This is a genomic window from Microbacterium sp. A20, assembly GCF_004794515.1.
Taxonomy (GTDB): Bacteria; Actinomycetota; Actinomycetes; order Actinomycetales; family Microbacteriaceae; genus Microbacterium.
This window is the reverse complement of sequence record NZ_SSDF01000071.1, coordinates 107268-126037: the sequence shown is the minus strand read 5'-3', so window position 1 is coordinate 126037 and position 18770 is coordinate 107268. Positions and strand designations below refer to the sequence as shown.

Sequence of the window (18770 nt, the reverse complement as noted above, 5' to 3'; positions counted from 1 at the left end):
GGTGCGGTGATCTGGGTGCCGCCGAGGATGCCGTCGTCTCCGGTGGTGGTGTTGCCTCCAGTGGCGGGGGCGGTGGGTGCCGTGGTTCCGCCTGTGCCGGATCCGGTCGACGCGCTGTCGCCGAGCAGGGAGATCGCGTTGCCCGACACCTTCACGGGTGCCGTGACGGGTGCAATCGCCTGCGTGCCGCCGAGGGTCGCGTCCTCACCCGAGGTTCCCGCCGTCGTGGCGGGAGCGGAAGAGCCGCCGGTGCCGGCCGTGCCGGATCCGGTCGACGCGCTGTCGCCGAGCAGCGAGATCGCATTGCCCGACACCGTCACCGGTGCCGTGACGGGCGCGATCACCTGGGTGCCGCTGCCGATCCCGTCGTCACCGGACGTGGCGCCCGATGTGGTCGGCGCAGAGGACGCCGGTGCTGCGGCTGCCTCTCCGCTCGACGGGGCGCTCTCGGTGTCGCCGAGCACGGACACGGCGTTGCCCGTGACCGTGATCGGGGCGTTGACCGCGAGCAGCGCCTGCGTGCCCGAGAGCACGCCGTCCACTCCGTTCGTGGTCACGAGAGGCGCCCCGGCCGGGGTCTCGGCCTGGGGAGCCGAGTTCTGGGGAGTTGCGGCCGGGGCGCTGGTCGATGAGCTGTCGTCGAGCACGCTCACCGCGTTGCCCGACACCGTGACGGGGAGGTTCACGGTCACGACGGCCTGGGTGCCGGATGCCGTGCCCGAGGATCCGCTGGTCGTCGGAGCCGGAGCCGGAGCCGGAGCCGGAGCCGGAGCCGGAGCCGGAGCCGGAGCCGGAGCCGGTGCGGGAGCCGGAGCGGGAGCTGGGGCCGGCGCGGGAGCCGGTGCGGGGGCGGGCGCCGCGACGACGTCGCCGAGCACGGAGATCGCGTTGCCGACCGCCGAGATCGGTGCCGTGATCGCTGTCTCCGCCTGCGTGCCGGAGAGCAGTCCGTCTTCCCCGGATGTCTCGGCCGCGTTCGCGGCCGTCGCGCCGAGGAGCGTGATGCCCCCGGCGAGGAGCGTGCCCCACAGGGCCCGCTTGAGGTAAGTGCGCATGATCGTTTCTCCTGACTGGATGGATCGTCTGATGGGTGCGCGCGATCAGAGTGCGCGCGCAGCACGGCATCTGTCGTTCCCGGGGGAACGACGTGACGGACCGTCAGTCAGGAGAGACGTCGGTGTCGGCGACCGGCGACGAAGGAAGCACGTCGTCGGATGCGCCGGATGTCCGCTCGCCAGCACGGAGCGGAGCAGGTGCCACGTCGCTGAGGCGCGCGTGGGCAGGGCTGGAGCCCCCACCGGGACCGGCGGAGGAAGAAGCGGGTGCAGGGGCGCCCGGCGGGTTCCCGGAAGAGGAGCCGGTGGGCGCAGTCGCGGTGTCTTGCGCGGCCGGAGCAGACTGCGAGCCCGCGAGGGAGACGCCGGGCGAGGATGAGAGGGCCGTGGCGTGCGCGGAAGCGACGCCCGAGGCGCCGAGGATCGGTGCCGGCGCGGCGGCCGTCGCGGTGACGGCGATGCCGGGGACGACGTCGTCGGAGTGGTCGATGACACCGGTGCCCGGGGTCGGAACGGGTGTCGTCGGGTCGGGTGTCGTCGGATCGAGCGCCTCGAGCACGGGCGGGACGGTTCCGTTCGTCACCTCTCCGAGAAGGGCGGTCGTGTCATCGACCACTCCGACGACGTCGTCCACGGCGGAGATCACGCCGAGGTCGGTGACCAGGTCGCCGACGACGGGGACGCCCGCGACGGTGTCGAGGATCGGATCGGTGATCTGCGATACCGGCGAATCTGTCAGGACCTCGGTGACCGGTGCGATGACCGCCTCCGCCGTCTCGGTGACGGCGTGCACGACCGGGGCGGTGGCAGGACCCACGACCGGGGTCTCGGCGACGGCCTGCGTCACGGTCTCGACCACGGCCGGAACGGCCTTCTGCACGGGGGCGACGACCTTCGTGACCACGGGTGCGACGACCTTCGACACGACGGGCGCCACCGGAGCGGTGACGGTCGACACGGTTTCATTCACGAGCGAGGTCAGCCCGTCGAGCGGGCCGTCCTGCTGCTCATCCGCGTGCGCGGAACCGCCGCCGAGGAGGACGGTGAGCGTCGCCCAGGCGAGCGCTCCGACGGCACCCCAGAGGGCCACGGCAGGAACGCCGCGTCGGGTGGCCGAAACGTCCACGTCCACCTCCCCCTCCGAAGGCAACGTACGTCGACGCAGATGCGTCGATTGCGGGTGACGATACTCGCGAGGGGAGGTTCTGTCTAGGGGGTTTTGCGCGCGTTTCCGGGGATGTCGGGTTGTGACGCGCCCGGTGAAAACTCGGCTTGACTTTCCCCAGGTTCTACACATCCCCCTCCCGAGAGGGGCAACCTTCAATGCGCGATTTAAACTGATTCCCATCCACAGGCTGGGGAAACAACAAAGACCAGTTCAAACGGCAGAAAAAAGTTTGAACTGTCACCCATCCACGGGGTTATCCACACCCGTTGTGCACAGACACTCCGGCTTTGTCCGCACGCTTTCCACATGGTTATCCACAGGCCGTGTTGCATGTGGAAACCGTCGCTCGTAGCGTGGGCGAGCGACCGAATGTCGGAGGCACCTGTTTCGCTGTGCGAAGCGGTTCGTCGGCCGAGAGCCACGCGGCCCCGCCGCCGAAGCGCCTCATCAGAACATCGCATCGGAAACGTCGCATCGAAGGGAAGACTGTGTCGATCGCCGACATCTCAGAGGAGCGCCTGGGAGGGCAGCGTCCGCCGGAGCGCACCCCTCCGCACGACCTCCTCGCGGAGCAGAGCGCGCTGGGCGGAATGCTCCTCTCGAAAGATGCCGTCGCCGACGTGATCGAGACGCTCAAGGGCGCCGACTTCTACATCCCGAAGCACGAGCTGATCTTCGAGGCGATCCTCTCGCTCTACTCGCACGGCGAGCCCACCGACGTCGTGGCCGTCACCGACGAGCTGATCAAGACCGGCGAGCTGGGTCGCGCGGGCGGCGCCGACTACCTGCACACCCTCACCTCGATCGTCCCCACCGCGGCGAACGCCGGCTACTACGCGGGCATCGTCTCGGAGCGCGCGATCCTCCGTCGCCTGGTCGACGCCGGCACGCGCATCGTGCAGCTCGGCTACGCGGGTGAGGGCGACGCGACCGACATCGTCAACAACGCTCAGGCCGAGATCTACTCGATCACCGGATCCGAGACCGCCGAGGACTACGTCCCGCTGCAGATCGCCGTCGACGCGGCTCTCGAAGAGATCGAGGCCGCCAGCGGCCGCGACGGCTCGATGACGGGTGTGCCCACCGGGTTCCGGGAGCTCGACGAACTCACCAACGGCCTGCACGGTGGACAGATGATCGTCGTCGCCGCGCGTCCTGCCATGGGTAAGTCCACGCTCGCGCTCGATTTCGCGCGCTCGGCATCCATCGGCCACAACATCCCCTCGGTCTTCTTCTCGCTCGAGATGGGCAAGAGCGAGATCGCGATGCGTCTGCTCAGCGCCGAGGGCCAGATCCCGCTGCAGAACATGCGCAAGGGAAACCTCGACCCGCGCGACTGGACCACCGTCGCCGCGACCCGCGGCCGCATCAACGACGCTCCGCTCTACATCGACGACAGCCCCAACATGACGCTCGTCGAGATCCGCGCGAAGTGCCGTCGACTCAAGCAGCGCGAGGGCCTGCGCATGGTCATCATCGACTACCTGCAACTGATGACCTCGGGCAAGCGCGTCGAGTCGCGTCAGCAGGAGGTCTCGGAGTTCTCGCGAAGCCTCAAGCTCATCGCCAAGGAACTGCAGGTTCCCGTGATCGCCCTGTCGCAACTGAACCGTGGTCCCGAGCAGCGCACCGACAAGAAGCCCGCGATCAGCGACCTGCGTGAGTCCGGCTCGATCGAGCAGGACGCCGACATGGTCATCCTGCTGCACCGCGACTCGGTCTACGACAAGGATGTGCGCCCCGGCGAGGCCGACCTGATCGTCGCCAAGCACCGTAACGGTCCGACCGCCACGATCACCGTCGCGTTCCAGGGTCACTACTCCCGCTTCATGGACATGGCCCCGGGCGGCGACTTCAACTGATCGTCTCCCCCGACGCACGCGGGCGAACTCTCGAACCCGCGAGCCCGGGTTTGACCGTTGCGGTGCTGCGCGGCGATCATGAGGTTCACGCGCCGACGGAGGCGCACGGGTGAGGAGCGGAATATGCAGCGTGGGTCGAACCTCCCTGCTGTGGGCGTCTACAACCAGGCGCTCGTCTTCGACCTCATCCGCCGGTCCGAGGAAGGGCTCAGCCGCAGCGAGCTCGCCGAACGCACGGGGTTGTCCACGCAGACGCTCAGCAATGTCACTCGCCGACTTGCCAACGAGGGGCTGATCGAAGAGACCGGAAAGGTCATCTCGGGGCCGGGAAAGCCACGGACGCTCCTCGCTCTGCGGTCGGACTCGCGCTACGCGGTCGGGGTGCATCTCGACCCGGCCGTCGACACCGTCGTGGTCGTGGATGCCGCCGGCGCTGTCGTCGCACGGACCGAGCAGACCCCCGGAGGCGCGGATGCGTCGCCGGACGAACTCGTGGGCCGTCTCGGGGACAGCGTCCGATCGCTCATCGTCGAGGCGCGTCTTCCGGCTAAGCGCGTACTCGGGATCGGTGTGGCGGCCCCGGGGCCGTTCGACCGCGACGCGGGTCGCCTGCTGAATCCGCCGCTCCTCCCCGCCTGGCACAACGTGTCGGTGCGCACAGAGCTGGAAAGGGTCAGCGGGCTGCCGACGCTGCTCGAGAAGGACGTCGTGGCGACGGTCGTCGGGGAGCAGTGGTTCGACGCGGGGCAGGAGCTCGCCGACGCGATGTTCCTCTACTACGGTGCCGGCCTCGGCCTCGGGCTCTCCGTCTCGGGGGCACCGGTGCACGGGCGAACGGGCAACGCCGGCAACATCGCGCACATCGTCGTCGACCCGGAGGGGCCGCTCTGCACCTGCGGGTCGCGTGGCTGCATCGGCGTGATCATGGAGCCGAGGGTGCTCCTGGCCCAGGCGGAGCGGACGACTTCGCCGAGCGGCACGGCGGATGCACGGATGCAGCTCGAGCTGCTATCGTCCTTGGCCGCCGCCGGAGACGAGGGAGTGCTTGCGGCCCTGGAGCGCGCGGGGAGGCACCTCGCGACGGCGATCGTCGAGGTGAACAACCTCCTCGATCTCGGCATCGTCGTCCTCGGAGGCCCCGCGTGGTCGAGGCTCGGTGAACGGCTTCTCCCGGCGCTGGATCACTGGGTGCACACCTCCGCCGTCAGCACGTCCACGGAACCCGTGCACCTGCGCCCATCGCAGATGGGAGCGGATTCAGCCGCGGTCGGAGCCGCGTGCCTCGTGCTCGACGATGCCCTCACGGCACGGCCGTCACGGCTCATGATCAGCCGCTGACCGCGGGCGGCCGCTGCCGCCGGACGGAATGCGTTCCGTGACGGAACTGTTACATGCTGCTCTCGACCCATTTATCCCATTTGATAGGATTATCCGTCTGAGGGCCTCAACAGCGAGGTCCGCATGCAAAGGAGCAAATCAGATGCGAACGAAGCCCCTCGCCGCCGTCGGCGCGATCGCGGTCGGCGCAGTCGGCCTCTCGGGATGCGGTGCATCCGGGGACGCGGAGACGTCCGACAGCGGAGACCGCACCATCACCGTCGCGTATCAGATGGCGTCCGCGTTCCACCAGCTCGATGATCTCTTCCAGAAGGTCAAACCCGAGTTCGAGGCCGCGAACCCCGGTGTGACGGTGAAGCTCCAGCCGATCGAGTCCGAGGACGAGTACTTCACGAAGCTCGCCCTGATGAACGGCTCGCCCGACACGGCGCCCGACGTGATCTACGAGGACACCTTCCAGCTGCGCTCCGATGCCGCTGCCGGCTACCTGCTCCCGATCGACGACTACCTCGCCGACTGGGATGACTGGGACCAGTTCTACGACGCAGCCAAGGAGGCCGGGCTCGGCGGAGACGGCAGCACCTACGGCGTCTCGATGGGCACCGACACCCGCGCGATCTACTACAACAAGGAGATCTTCGCCGCGGCGGGACTCCCCGCCGACTGGCAGCCCACGTCGTGGCAGGACATCCTCGATGCCGCCGAAGCGGTGAAGGCGTACGACGCCGACCTGATCCCGCTGAACATCTACGGCAGCAAGAGCGCCGGTGAGCAGACGTCGATGCAGGGTCTCGAGATGCTGCTCTACGGCACCGAGTCCACTCTGTACGACGCCGACTCCGACAAGTGGGCGGTGGACTCCGAGGGCCTCACGGATGCGTTCGGCTTCTACGACACGCTCTACAAGAACGATCTGGCGACTCCGCTCGATCTCGCCCTCGATTCGAACATCGGCAGCCGCGTCCCCACGGAGCTGCTCCCCGAGGGGAAGCTCGCCATGGCCATCGACGGGTCGTGGCTCCCCGGCGGCTGGATCAGCGGCGAAAGCGCCTGGGACGGCTGGGAGGACACGATCGGTCTCGCCAAGATGCCGACGCAGGACGGCGGCGACCCCGGCTTCACCTCGATGTCCGGGGGCTGGACCCTCGCGGTCGGCGCTCAGACGAAGCACCCGCAGACGTCCTTCGACTTCATCGCGATGGCGCTGAACCAGGAGAACTCGCTCAAGTACGACACCGAGAACAGCCAGATCGCCGTCCGTGAGGACGTGGCGACCGACGATGCGTACCTCTCGTACAACCCGACCTTCGCGTTCTTCTCCGACCTCGTGCAGTACACGCACTTCCGTCCGACCACGCCGGACTATTCGCAGATCACCAGCGCGCTTCAGCAGGCCACCGAATCGGTGATCACCGGAGAAGCGAGCCCGGAGGACGCGGCCAAGACCTACGACGATGCGCTCACCCAGATCGTCGGCGCGGACAAGGTCGAGTAGGAACCCTGCAGTGACCTCCGCTTCCACAACGCACAGCCCGGCCCCGGTGCAGACCGGGGCCGGGAGGCGCGCCCCTCTCCGCGAACTGATGCGCTCGGTTCCGCTGCTGCCCGCCGTGGTGCTGCTGGTCGTGTTCCTGCTCGGGCCGATCATCTACGCCATCTGGGGATCGCTGACCAACCGCGCGCTCACGGGCTATCGGGCGGCGCAGCCCGAGTTCATCGGACTCGACAACTACGTCTCGCTGTTCACCGACCCGAACTTCTGGACCGCGCTGGTCCTCACGGTCGTCTTCGTGCTGTTCTCCGCGATCATCGGTCAGAACGTGCTGGGTCTCGGCGTCGCCGCGCTCATGCGCATCGGTTCGAAGTCGGTCAACAGCGTGGTCGGCGCACTCGTCGTCGTCGCCTGGGTGATGCCCGAGATCGTCGCCGCCTTCGCCCTCTACGCCTACTTCTCGAAGGACGGCACGCTCAATGCGCTGCTGGAGGCCATCGGCATCCCTGCGGTGAGCTGGCTCATCGAGTACCCGATGTTCGCCGTCATCCTCGCCAACGTCTGGCGGGGTACAGCGTTCTCGATGCTCGTCTACGGGGCCGCCCTCAACGAAGTGCCGCCCGAGGTGATGGAGGCTGCACAGATCGACGGTGCGAACGCCGCCCAGCGGTTCTTCCTCATCACCATCCCGATGATCCGCCGCTCGATCTCGACGAACCTGATGCTCACCACCCTGCAGACGCTCGGGACCTTCGGTCTCATCTGGGTGATGACCAAGGGAGGACCGGGCGTCTCGAGTTCGACCCTTCCCGTCCTCGCCTATCAGGAGGCCTTCCAGTACTCCCAGATCGGCTACGGCACGGCGATCGCTGCGGTGACCCTCGTGCTCGGCGCGATCTTCGCGATCTTCTATATCCGCATCCTCAAGCCGGAGGTCGACTGATGACCGCCACGGAAGCAATCGTCCGCCCCGCCGTGAGGCGCGGCCAGCGGATCTCCGTCGCGACTCCTGCGAAGCGCCGCTCCGCATGGCTCGCCAACACCGTCCTGATCGTGATCGGGCTCGTGTTCCTCGTGCCGATCGCGTGGATCGTGTTCTCCTCGGTGTCCCCGAAGGCCACCGTGTCGATCTCGGTGCCGGAGAGTGTGACGTTCGACAACTTCGCCTCGGTGTTCGACTGGTCGATGACGCTGCTGCCGCTATGGAACTCGGCGCTGATCTCGTTCGGCACCGCCTTGATCACCGTCGTCGTCGGAGTGCTCGCCGCATATCCGCTCTCGCGGCACAACTCGCGGTTCCAGCGCGGGTTCATGTACTCGGTCCTGTTCGGTTCCTGCCTGCCGATCACGGCCATGATGGTGCCGGTCTACGCGCTGTTCGTGCAGTTGAAGATGCTCGATTCGCAGGTCAGCGTGATCCTGTTCATGGCCGCGACGTCGTTGCCCATGGCGATCTGGATGCTGAAGAACTTCATGGACTCGGTGCCGGTCTCCCTCGAAGAGGCGGCATGGGTCGACGGCGCCTCCGCCATGCGGGCACTGTGGACCATCGTCCTGCCGCTCATGCGCCCAGGCATCAGCGTCGTCTTCATCTTCGTGTTCACGCAGGCGTGGGGGAACTTCTTCGTTCCGTTCGTCCTGCTGTTCAGCTCGGAGAAGATGCCGGCGGCCGTCGCGATCTTCACCTTCTTCGGCACCAACGGGGCCGTCGCCTACGGGCAGCTCGCCGCGTTCGCCATGTTGTACTCCGTGCCGATCCTCGTCCTGTACCTGCTCGTGCAGCGTCTCTCCGGCAGCAACTTCGCGCTGGCCGGCGGCGTCAAGGGCTGATCCCCGGCCTCCTCGCACAATCCCCACGATCCAGAAAGCACCACACATGCACGACCGCACCGCGCTCATCGAGATGCGCATCGACCGATTCATCCGCGAGCGCCTCCGTCCGGCGCGTCACCGCCTGAGCCACCCGCTCGAGGTGCGCGCGTGGGAGGTGCCGGGGGAGCCGGTGCCCTTCACGGATGCCGTTCAGGCGGACTACACGCCGACCGCTGTCGGCGCTCCGTGGGGCCGCCCCTGGGGCACGACCTGGTTCCGTGTGAGCGGGGAGGTCCCGAGCGAATGGCGTACGGCATCCGGCGAGCTCCCGGACGGCACCAGGGCAGAACTCGTCGTGGACCTCGGCTTCACGGCCGGACAGAGCGGCTTCCAGGCCGAGGCCCTCGTCTGGGGACTCGACGGGAGTCCGATCAAGGGCATCTCGCCGTTCAACAACGCGGTCGCCGCGGCGGTGCAGTCGGACGGCCGTATCGACGTGCTGCTCGAGGCGGCGTCGAATCCCGACGTGGGCAGCATCTTCACGTTCGACCCGACCTCGCTCGGCGACCCCGAGACCGCCGGTGCCGATCCGATCTACGTGCTCCGCGTCGTCGATGTGGCCCTGCGCGATCTGACCGTCGAGTCGCTGCTCGACGACACCGTGATCCTGCGCGGACTCCTCGGTGAGCTGGATGCCTCGTCTCCCCGGCGAGCGGAGATCGTGCAGGCACTGGATCGGATGATCGACCTGGTGGACCCGCATGACGTGGCTGGCACGGCGGCAGCGGGCCGTGAGGCGCTCCGAACGGTCCTGGCGAGTCCTGCCCATGCCAGCGCGCACGTGCTTCATGCCGTCGGACACGCGCACATCGATTCGGCCTGGCTGTGGCCGGTGCGCGAGACGGCGCGCAAGGTGTCGCGCACCTTCTCGAACGTGCTCTCGCTGATGGACGAGAACCCCGACGTCGTGTTCGCGAGTTCATCGGCGCAGCAGTTCGCCTGGATCAAGGAGCGCTACCCGGAGATCTGGGAGCGTCTGGTCGAGCGCGTGCGCGAAGGCCGCTTCGTCCCGGTCGGCGGCATGTGGGTCGAGTCGGACACGAACATGGTCGGCTCCGAAGCCCTCGCCCGTCAGTTCGTCGAGGGCAAGGGCTTCTTCCTCCGCGAGTTCGGGATCGACACCCCCGAGGTCTGGCTACCCGACTCCTTCGGCTACAGCGGTGCCCTTCCGCAGATCATCAAGGCCTCGGGATCGAAGTGGTTCCTCACGCAGAAGATCTCCTGGAACGAGACGAACCGGATGCCGCATCACACCTTCCTCTGGGAGGGGCTCGACGGCACGCGCGTGTTCACGCACTTCCCTCCCGTCGACAAGTACAACTCGGACGCCTCGCAGGCCGATCTCGCGCATGCGCAGCGGAACTTCCAGGACAAGGGCCGAGCCCGTGTCTCGCTGCTGCCGTACGGTTACGGCGACGGCGGTGGCGGACCGACCCGTGAGATGGCGGCGCAGGTCGAGCGCGCGGGGTCGCTGGAAGGGTCGCCGGTCGCCCGGCATTCCACGCCTCGGGCATTCTTCGAGCAGGCCGAGTCGGAATACCCGTCGCCCGAGGTGTGGAGCGGCGAGCTGTATCTCGAGTTCCACCGCGGCACGTACACGAGTCAGCTGGGCACCAAACAGGGCAACCGTCGCAGCGAGCACCTGCTCCGTGAGGCCGAGCTGTGGGCGGCGACGGCATCCGTCCGCACCGGACGCGCTTACCCGGCTGAGCAGCTGAAGCGACTCTGGCAGCTCGTCCTCCTCCAGCAGTTCCATGACATCCTGCCCGGAACGTCGATCGCCTGGGTGCATCAGGATGCCGAGCGCAACTACGCGGCGATCGCCGTGGAGCTCGAGCAGATCATCGCCGACTCGCTGCGTGCGCTGGTCGGCGAGGGCACGCGCAGCCTCGTGGCCAACGCGGCCCCGCACGGGCACGCGTCGGTCGGCGCACTGTCGATCGGCGAGGCGGATGCGGCTGCACCGGTCGCGCCGGTCGCGGTGGACGGCGGATTCGTGCTCGACAACGGGCTCGTGCGCGCGACGATCGACGCCCGCGGGGTGCTCACCTCGATCATCGACCTGGCGAGCGGCCGCGAGGTCGTGCCGGCCGGCCAGAGCGCCGGCGTCTTCCAGCTGCACCGGGACACCCCGACGCAGTGGGACGCCTGGGACATCGACGAGCACTATCGTCGCAACGTCACCGACCTCCTCGATGTGGACGGCATCGAGATCGTCGACGGCGCCGTGGTGATCTCGCGCTCATTCGGCGCGTCGACGCTGGTGCACAGCATCCGTCTCGACGAAGGGTCGCGCACCCTGAAGCTGGCCGTCGACGTCGACTGGCACGAGCGGCAGAAGCTGCTCAAGCTCAGCGTCCCCGTCGACGTGCACACCGACCACGCCGCCTCCGAGATCCAGTTCGGGCACATCGTGCGTCCGACCCACACCAACACCTCGTGGGATGCTGCGCGCTTCGAGACCGTGGCGCATCGGTGGGTCAGAGTGGGGGAGAGCGACTTCGGCGTCGCGGTCACCAACGACTCCACCTACGGCCACGACATCACCCGGCACCCGCGTGAGACGGGCGGCACGTACTCGACCGTGCGGCTCTCGCTCGTCAGGGCGGCGCTGTTCCCCGACCCGCAGCAGGACCAGGGCCGGCATCATCTGGAGGTGGGCATCGTCGTCGGCGGCGAGCTCGTCGACGCGATCGCCGAGGGGTACCGCACGAACCTCGCAGAGCGCCGCATCGAGGGCGCCGACGATGTGCAGCCCCTCATCTCGATCGATCACCCGGGTGTGGTGGTCGAGGCCGTCAAGCTCGCCGAAGACGGCAGCGGCGACGTCATCGTCCGGCTGTACGAGGCTCTCGGGCGTCGTGCCGATGCCACGGTCACCGTGGGCTTCCCGAGCGGCGACGCCAGCGAAGTGGACCTGCTCGAGCGTGAGATCGAGCCGGCGGTGCTGACGGGTCAGGATGCCGACGGCATCCGTCTGGCGCTGCGTCCGTTCCAGCTCGCGACGCTGCGGCTGCCGCGGGTCTGAACCGGTGAGGGGTCTCCGCCCGCGCGGAGGCCCCTCACCTGTTCAGCGGCGGGCTTCTTCGCCATCTCGACCCGGAAGCCACACGACGACGGTTCATCCCTTTCGAGTGATGCGTTTCCCGCCGGGAGGAGAGAGTCTGGGCAGGTGCGAGAAACATCTCTCGCCGCGTCTGGGGGAAATGCACATGGCGAAAGTCTCTGAAAACTCGCGCGCCCGCGCGCCGCGGATCTGGGCGGGGATGGCTGTTCTGGCGCTCGCGGTGGGGGTGCTCGCGGCGTGCAGTGCACCGTCGATCGAATCCGTCGACCCGTCGGAGGGCGCGAAGGGGTTCCCGGTGGGCGAGTGGGAGGCGTGCGCTCTTCCCGGACAGCCCGATCGGCGGTGCGGCTCGGTGGAGGTCGGTGCGGCGAGCGGCGACGACGACACCAAGGTCGCGATCGCCGTGGCGGTCACCCCCGCTCGTAAAGCCGACGGGGCTCCGAAGGGCGTGTTGATCGTGGACCCGGGCGGCCCGCTGCTGTCGGGCGTCACGTCGCAGGCGGGGTTCGCGGCGACGATCGATGCCGAGATCCGGGACAGTTTCGACATCGTCGGGTACGACCGCCGGGGCTTCGGGCGCAGCACGCCGATCACCTGCGACATCGCGGACCCGCCCGTCTTCACCGCGGCCGACATCGACACGGAGTGGTCGTCCTTCGAGAAGGGTGCGCGTGCGGAGCTGAAGAAGTGCGACCAAGAGACGGATGGCCGCGTGCTCGAGGCCGGCATCAATGCGGGTGTTCGCGATCTCGAGGCGGTCCGCACGGCGTTGAAGGCGGACCGGATCGACATGCTGGCGATCTCCTACGGGACGCTGCTGGGGCAGGCTTACCTCGCCGAGCACCCGGATCGTGTGCGCACGATGATCCTCGACGGCACCATGGACCCGGAATCGACCGGCCCCCAGCAGACGCTCGACGGCATGCTGGAAAGCGCGGATGCTGCGGCGAGCTACGGCACCGACCGCGACCCCGAGCTCGCCGACGGCTTCGTGCCCGCGTTCCAGAAGATGGCCGAGGTCTACGACTCCGCGGCTCCGTACTCCCAGGATCTGGCCTACAACTGCACCGACTTCCCGTGGCCCTCGACTCCGGAGGAAGAGGCGGATGGCCTGACGGCCGAGCAGCAGGCCGAGGTTCTCAGCACCCACGCCAATTGCTACGGATGGCCGGGGGCCGACCCGATCGGAGCGCTCGACTTCCCCGACGACGCTCCGAAACCGCTGCTGATCAACGGACTCGACGACCGTCGGACCCCGATCGAAGACGCGCGCACCGTCGCCGAGCGCACCGGAGGCGTGCTCATCACGATGCCGGGGAGCTTCCACGGACTGGTGAACAACTTCACCTGCCCGACCGACATCGCCGAGGCCTACCTCCTCACCGCACAGCTGCCGGCGGCATCCGAGTGCCCGCAGCCGAAGCCGATCGGGAACTGAGTCCGGCTCAGCGCGCGGCGACCAGCTGGTTGCCCGAACGCGCGACCAGGGGATCGAGCACCGTCGCGGCGTCGAGCTCGGCGACGCCGTCGATGCGGAACGTCGCGCGCTCGCCGGGCAGCAGCGTCACCAGACCGCGGTCGACCCGGGCGTCGGGGGAGAGTCGGTCGACGAGGAGGGTGAGGTCGCGCACCAGTGCACCCGCCGTGACGGTCACCAGGTGCCCGCCGTCGGTGCTTTCCACCTCGGCGTTGAGCCCGGGCTCGGCGAGGGCGCTGTCGCGCGGCTCGGCGAACCACCAGAGTCCGCGAATGCCGGATGCCTCGGCGACGATCAGTTCCGCGGAGACGTCGCCGGGCGCGGCGACGGCATCCGGAACCGGCACACGTGCCGACCCTCGCGGTTCGATCGACACCGCCACCTCGGCGGAGGCGTGCACCGTGCCGTCGAAGCCGATCCGTCGCAGCGAGACGCTGCCCGACCAGGTGTCGCCGGTGTCGTTGTGCAGCACGGCTTCGAGGCCCTCGCTCGCGGGCTGCACCGTCACCACTCGTGGGTCGAAGGCCTTCTCGATGGCGAACAGCAGCGGCTTCTCCCGTCCGTCGCCGTCGATCGCCGCCCACGAGGTCACGGGCCAGCAGTCGTTCAACTGCCACACGATCGCGCCGGCGTTGTGCGGGGCGAGCGAGCGGAACCAGTCGAGCGCGAAACCCACCGCGTTCGCCTGATTGAGCTGCATGGCCCAGTGCCAGGTCTCGATGTCGTCGGGGATCGGGTAGTGCGCGACCAATCCAGCGCCCAGCTTCGCGTTCCCGTCCGCCGCCTTCTGGTGCACGATCATGCCGGGGGAGTCGGGGGTGATCGGGTCGTCCGAGATGGATCGCGTCAGCGTCGACCAGGTGGGCGGGCCCTGCCACCCGAACTCGGCGACGAAACGCGGGCGGTGGTCGCGGTAGGTCGGCCAGTCGCGGCGATTCCACTGCTCCCACAGGTGCATGGTGCCGTGCGCCTCGTCGTTGGGATGCGGTCCGGTCTGCCGACTTCCGTCCCACCCGCCGCCCGGGCTGAAGGGGCTTCCGGGTGCATACGGCACGTGCGGAGCGAGCTCGTCGATGATCGCGGGGAAAAGTTCGTAGTAGTAGTGCGCGCCCCAGCTCTTGCCGTCGAGCAGGGTCTTCCAGCCCCAGTCCTCGTATCCCCAGGTGTTCTCGTTGTTGCCGGTGAGCAGCGCCAGCGAGGCACGGTGGGCGAGGCGCGCGACGTTCTCCCGGGCTTCCGCCTCGATCTCACCACGCAGCGGATCCTCCTCCGCGTAGGCGGCGCACGCGAACAGGAAGTCCTGCCAGATCAGCAGGCCGAGCTCGTCGGCGAGATCGTAGAAGTCCTCGGACTCGTAGATCCCCCCGCCCCAGACGCGGATGAGGTTGAGGTTCGCGTTTTTCGCCTGCTCGAGCCGAGTCCGGTACCGGTCGCGATCGACGCGGTTCGGGAACGCGTCGTCCGGAATCCAGTTCACGCCCTTCACGTAGATCGGGCGGTCGTTCACGAACAGGGTGAACGGCGTGCCGGAGGCGTCCGCCGTCGTGTCCCAGCGCAGGTCGCGGAAACCGACTCGTCTCGTCGTGGAGTCGAGAGTCGTGCCCTCGGACAGGAGGGCGATGTCGACGTCGTAGAGCGGCTGGGCGCCATGGCCGGCGGGCCACCAGCGCTCGATGTCGCTCACCCGGACCTCGATCTCCGCCGACGTCTCCGAGGCGGCGATCGGAACCGTGCGGACCGTCCCGGCGACCTCGACCGTCAGGTCGAGCGGAAGTGCCGCGGTGCGCTCGACTTCGACGGCGACGCGTACCGTGCCATCCGTGCCGTCCGGCGTCGCATGGACGCGGACGTCGTTCAGACGGGCGTCGGACCAGGACTCCAGCCGCACCTCGCGCCAGATGCCGCTCGAGTAGGTGGCGATGCCCCAGTCCCAGCCGAAGCTGCAGGCCGACTTGCGCAGGGCGTTGAACGGCGAGGGGTAGGGGCGGGGGCGCGCGCCGAGCGCCACGCTCTGCGCGTCGGCGTACCGGACGGGGCTGCGGAAGGCGACGGTGACCGTGTTGTCGCCGGTGGTGAGCAGCTCCGTCACGTCCAGGCGATAGGAGCGATGCTGGTTGGCGACCTCCGCGATCACGTTCCCGTTCACGGTGACCGTGGCCACGGTGTCGAGACCGTCGAAGACGAGCTCGTGGCGGTCGGCCGCCTGCTCCTGCGACTCGAGGACGAAGCTGCCCTCGTAGGTCCAGTCCACCAGGCCGATCCACGCCAACGCGGACTCGTTGTCGTCGAGGTACGGGTCGGGGATGAGGCCCGCGCGCAGCAGGTCGAGATGCACCACACCTGGGACGACGGCGGGGATCCAGGCATCGGGCACCTGTGCGGGGCCGGCGCTCGGACGGACCCGCCAGCCATCGGTGAGCGGGCGGCGGATGAGGGGAAGGGCGGACGCGACGCTCACGGGACGGCTCCTGCTTCGAGGCCCCTGCAGTTCCCACTCTGGAAGGAGCATGAAGGCGACGGGGGTGGGGGATGACGACGGCTCCAGCTTCGCAGCTTCGTCGACCGGGAGCGGGATTTGCGGCACGCGTCGGGTGAAGTCGTCGATGTCTACGCCCAGCCGGTCCACGCCGGCACCATCGTTCCGCGTGGGCTACCCGGCGACCCTGGTCGTGCCTTCCCGGAAACGGATGCGGATCACCGGGAGCGGGCCTGCCGGCCGAGCCTGCGGGATCGAGATGACCAGGTTGCCCAGGGGGTCGTCGTCCCGGGCGTGCGCGGGATCGACGATGGCTCGGAAGGGGAGGTCTTCCCCCGTCGTCAGGAGCTCCACGCCGAGCACGGAATGAGGCCGGACGCCCCGCACGGTGGCGGTCTCGTCCGGCCAGGCGACGAGGTGCAGATACAGGTCGTCCGCGTTCCTGGTCGACGGGCCGTAGAACTGCCAGGGCTCGAGCCCCGGTCGCGCGCCGATCACGCTCTCGCGATGGGTGCGCATCCAGTCGGCGATCTCGTGCAGCGTCGCCTCTTCCTTCGCCGGCAGAGCGCCGGTGCTGCTCGGTCCCACATTCAGCAGGAGCGAGCCGCCGTTCGCGACGCAGTCGACGAGTGTGCGGATGAGATGCGCGGTGGTCTTGTAGTCCTGGTCGTCCGGATCCCATCCCCACGTGTCGTTCATGGTGATGCACGCTTCCCACGCGTCGTGGAGAAGCTCGGCAGGGATCGACTGCTCCGGCGTGACGTAGTCGCCGATTCCGGGGATGCGGTCGTTGAGGACGACATCCGGCTGAAGGGACCGGATGTGCCTCTCCAGATCCGCGCTGTCCCATTCCTCTGCCGTGCGCTCCCACCCGCCGTCGAACCACAGCAGATCGATGCGCCCGTAGTTCGTGAGCAGCTCGGTGAGTTCCGCCTTCATCCGTTCGCGATATCCGGCCCACTGCGCGGGCGTCGCGCGCGGGTACTCCTCGAACCCATACGGTGCGAAATCCGCGCGCCAGGCCGGGTAGTCGGGGTCCGACCAGTCGGAAACCGAGAAGTAGAGCCCGATGCGCAGTCCCACCTCCCGGAAGGCATCCACGTAGTCGCGGACGAGATCGCCCCCGCGCGCCCCATAGGGAGACGTGGAGATGTTGAGCGGCGTCGCCGCGCTCGGCCAGGACGCCCAGCCCGAGTGATGCTTCGTCGTGAAGACGGCGTACTGCATCCCCGCCTCCCTCGCCGCCTGGGCGATCGCCCGAGGATCCCACTCCCGAGGATCGAATCGGTCGGCCTCGGCGAAGTAGTCGACGGCCCGTCGTGCGTGCACACCCGAGCCGTCGTCGCTGGTGAGCCCGACCATCGGCCAGGACAGGTCGACTCCGAGCTGGCTCGCCTGATCGAAGTGGATGAACAGTCCGAACGAGGCGGAGCGGAACCACTCCAGGCGGGAACGGTGGGCGGAACTCGCGGCGTGAGGTGCCGGAGTGGCATGCGTGGCGGTGGGCATCTGCTCTCTTCGTCCAGGGCGTGGTCGGGGTTTCGCCGCCCGCAGATGCGAGCACTTGACAAGGCGACGCGCATCAATTTACGCTCGCCAGCAACGTTTAGGCAACCGGTTACCTAAATATCGGTTGGGTCATCAGACGACCCTCGACGACGTCCTCGCTTCCCGATAAGGAGATCCTTCGATGAAGAAGCCGCAGCAACGAATGATGCGTTCCGCCAGTGCCGTCACCGCCGTCGTGACGGTGCTGGTTCTGGCCGGATGCACATCCGGCAGTCCGTCGACGACGACCGCAGACGGTCGGACCGTCCTCAAGGTGTACGGCTGGAAGGGCGGCGAAGGTGAGCCCGCGAATGTCGCCGAGATCAACACGGCCTTCGAGAAGGCCAACCCCGACATCGAACTCGAGTTCGAGGCGATCCCCGCGAATGAGGCCTATTCGCAACGCGTGCAGCCCGAGCTGCTGGCCGGCAACGCTGCCGACGTGATCATGCTGGACAGCAACCTTCTCGCGACCTGGGGGAAGTCGGGATACCTCGCAGACCTGTCCTCGGCGTCATGGGCCGACGACATCACGCCCGAGGTCGAGAGCTTCGCGACCTACGACGGCGATGTGCTCGCCATGCCCATGGAGGCCATCGGCGTCGGCCTGTACTCGAACACGGAACTGCTCAGCGAGGTCGGCGTGACCGAGGTGCCGAAGGACTGGGACGGTTTCGTCGATGCGCTCGCCAAGTTGAGGGCTGCCGGCCACGTCCCCATCACCCTTCCCGACAAGGCGGGGTGGACGGGCGCGATGGCGTTGCTCAATGCCGCGGCGACGACCGTCGACGAGGACTGGGACGAAGAGTTCTACCGGGGTGATGCGAGCTTCTCGGACTGGAAGCCGGCTGTCGAGCAGCTGCTCGACCTGCAGGAGCAGGGTCTGATCGATTGGAAGACCGAGCTCGGTGAAGACGAGTGGTCGCAGGGCGTCGACGACTTCACGGCGGGTGACACGGGCTTCTGGCTCCAGGGCGCATGGAACCTCGGCGGTGTCGCCGAAGCCGGCGTCGACAGCCGGTTCACTGCGTGGCCCGGTGGAACGTCGGGGGTCGACCCCAACGAGCTGCTGTTCGTCGGCACGATGTGGGGTGTCAACGAGGCGTCCCCGGTGAAGGAGGCCGCCGAGAAGTACGTGGACTTCTGGTCACAGCCCGAGAACCTCGATCTGTTCCTCGAGGCGGAGAATGCGATCTCTCCGTTCACATCGGGCACGAGCCCTCAGACCGACGCGACGGCCGAGTTCCTCGCGTCCTACCAGGCCGGGAACTACCGCTTCATGCAGACGAACACCTGGATGGCGGGAGACGTGCAGACGCAGATGGGCTCTCGCCTGCAGGCGCTGTTCCTCGACGAGATCACCGTCGACGAGTTCCTCGACGAGATGGACGGGATCGCGAAGAAGGCGGATTAGT

Annotated in this window: 12 protein-coding genes; 8 read left to right on the top strand and 4 right to left on the bottom strand. The window is 68.1% G+C overall.

Translation table 11 applies throughout. From position 1 onward, the window contains the following. The coding region (locus tag DW298_RS08345) for a chaplin family protein (RefSeq protein WP_136041973.1) at positions 1-1055 on the bottom strand (1055 nt) is incomplete at its 3' end. A 103-nt stretch (positions 1056-1158) separates the two neighbouring features. Next, the gene (locus tag DW298_RS08340) at positions 1159-2181 is read right to left on the bottom strand and encodes a hypothetical protein (protein ID WP_136041972.1); all 1023 of its coding nucleotides are present in this window, start codon (positions 2179-2181) and stop codon (positions 1159-1161) included. A 530-nt stretch (positions 2182-2711) separates the two neighbouring features. On the opposite strand from DW298_RS08340, the gene dnaB reads away from it, so the two are divergent. The 7 genes from dnaB to DW298_RS08305 all read left to right on the top strand — a co-directional run bounded on the left by dnaB (position 2712) and on the right by DW298_RS08305 (position 13292). Next, positions 2712-4085 carry a replicative DNA helicase gene (gene dnaB, locus DW298_RS08335; RefSeq protein ID WP_136041971.1) on the top strand — a complete coding sequence of 458 codons (1374 nt, stop codon included), beginning with the start codon at positions 2712-2714 and terminating at the stop codon, positions 4083-4085. Between the two features lie 123 nt (positions 4086-4208). Continuing rightward, positions 4209-5423: an ROK family transcriptional regulator gene (locus DW298_RS08330; protein ID WP_136041970.1), complete on the top strand. Its 1215-nt coding sequence runs from the start codon at positions 4209-4211 to the stop codon at positions 5421-5423. 142 nt (positions 5424-5565) lie between these two features. Then, positions 5566-6918 carry an extracellular solute-binding protein gene (locus tag DW298_RS08325; protein WP_136041969.1) on the top strand — a complete coding sequence of 451 codons (1353 nt, stop codon included), beginning with the start codon at positions 5566-5568 and terminating at the stop codon, positions 6916-6918. Positions 6919-6928: 10 nt separating this feature from the next. Next, positions 6929-7858 carry a sugar ABC transporter permease gene (locus tag DW298_RS08320; protein WP_342589076.1) on the top strand — a complete coding sequence of 310 codons (930 nt, stop codon included), beginning with the start codon at positions 6929-6931 and terminating at the stop codon, positions 7856-7858. Further along, positions 7858-8745, top strand: coding sequence for a carbohydrate ABC transporter permease (locus DW298_RS08315; RefSeq protein ID WP_136041968.1), 888 nt, complete (start codon positions 7858-7860; stop codon positions 8743-8745). Before DW298_RS08320 ends, DW298_RS08315 begins: the two co-directional genes overlap by 1 nt. A gap of 46 nt (positions 8746-8791) precedes the next feature. Next, complete coding sequence (locus tag DW298_RS08310; protein ID WP_136041967.1) at positions 8792-11815, top strand: glycoside hydrolase family 38 C-terminal domain-containing protein; 3024 nt, start codon at positions 8792-8794, stop codon at positions 11813-11815. Between the two features lie 184 nt (positions 11816-11999). Next, positions 12000-13292, top strand: coding sequence for an alpha/beta hydrolase (locus DW298_RS08305; RefSeq protein WP_168429544.1), 1293 nt, complete (start codon positions 12000-12002; stop codon positions 13290-13292). Positions 13293-13299: 7 nt separating this feature from the next. On the opposite strand, the gene DW298_RS08300 is transcribed toward DW298_RS08305, so the two are convergent. Beyond that, positions 13300-15789: a glycoside hydrolase family 2 protein gene (locus DW298_RS08300; RefSeq protein ID WP_240745068.1), complete on the bottom strand. Its 2490-nt coding sequence runs from the start codon at positions 15787-15789 to the stop codon at positions 13300-13302. Between the two features lie 192 nt (positions 15790-15981). Beyond that, positions 15982-17316 (bottom strand): alpha-L-fucosidase, encoded by a 1335-nt coding sequence (locus DW298_RS08295; protein ID WP_136041965.1) that lies wholly within the window; start codon positions 17314-17316, stop codon positions 15982-15984. Between the two features lie 181 nt (positions 17317-17497). Here DW298_RS08295 and DW298_RS08290 point away from each other — a divergent pair, with 181 nt between their 5' ends. After that, positions 17498-18769, top strand: coding sequence for an ABC transporter substrate-binding protein (locus tag DW298_RS08290; RefSeq protein ID WP_136041964.1), 1272 nt, complete (start codon positions 17498-17500; stop codon positions 18767-18769). Position 18770: the final 1 nt, after the last annotated feature.

Excerpts from the sequence above, each read along its gene's own strand:
- DW298_RS08330 (WP_136041970.1), top strand. The coding sequence starts at position 4,209 with ATGCAGCGTGGGTCGAACCTCCCTGCTGTGGGCGTCTACAACCAGGCG.
- DW298_RS08325 (WP_136041969.1), top strand. The coding sequence starts at position 5,566 with ATGCGAACGAAGCCCCTCGCCGCCGTCGGCGCGATCGCGGTCGGCGCA.
- DW298_RS08315 (WP_136041968.1), top strand. The coding sequence starts at position 7,858 with ATGACCGCCACGGAAGCAATCGTCCGCCCCGCCGTGAGGCGCGGCCAG.
- DW298_RS08310 (WP_136041967.1), top strand. The coding sequence starts at position 8,792 with ATGCACGACCGCACCGCGCTCATCGAGATGCGCATCGACCGATTCATC.
- DW298_RS08305 (WP_168429544.1), top strand. The coding sequence starts at position 12,000 with ATGGCGAAAGTCTCTGAAAACTCGCGCGCCCGCGCGCCGCGGATCTGG.
- DW298_RS08295 (WP_136041965.1), bottom strand. The coding sequence starts at position 17,316 with ATGCCCACCGCCACGCATGCCACTCCGGCACCTCACGCCGCGAGTTCC.
- DW298_RS08290 (WP_136041964.1), top strand. The coding sequence starts at position 17,498 with ATGAAGAAGCCGCAGCAACGAATGATGCGTTCCGCCAGTGCCGTCACC.